Genomic DNA, 402 nt, shown 5'->3' with positions numbered 1-402 from the left:
TGTCGTGCATAGAGATTTAATTGAAGACTTGAGGACCAACTTTTGACAAAAGAGAAACGTTCTGGTGAGCCTGGAAAATGAATTTCCTTTTTGAAGTGCGCAGGTAATTGAGGTGACTGAGTCGGATGATCCCACATCCCTTGGATGATTATTTTTTCCACGGATAGACCGCGTTCGCGCAATACTTCAAACATTTCCTGACTCGGTACTATGACTACATCAGCCTGATTATAATAAGCAATAGTACGATCCATCAAATAATAGTTACCCGCAAACATAAGAGGAACGACATCGTGAATAAAAACAATAATCTTTATCTGATAGGCACGCAGTTTCTCCATCACCTTTTCGTCAAAAGCAGTTGTATTCCAAGTAGGCGTTTGGAAAATAACGACATCCCCT

General features: G+C 40.3%; 1 pseudogene. It reads right to left on the bottom strand.

The annotated features are described in order from the left end of the window. A pseudogene (locus C1E99_RS01980) lies at positions 1-402 on the bottom strand (nucleotide sugar synthetase-like protein); the annotation flags it as partial.

The sequence above is a fragment of the Streptococcus suis genome (assembly GCF_002964045.1).
In the GTDB taxonomy this organism is placed as follows: domain Bacteria; phylum Bacillota; class Bacilli; order Lactobacillales; family Streptococcaceae; genus Streptococcus; species Streptococcus suis_U.
Note: the sequence above shows the minus strand (reverse complement) of the source record. Positions and strands in the feature narration are given on the sequence as shown.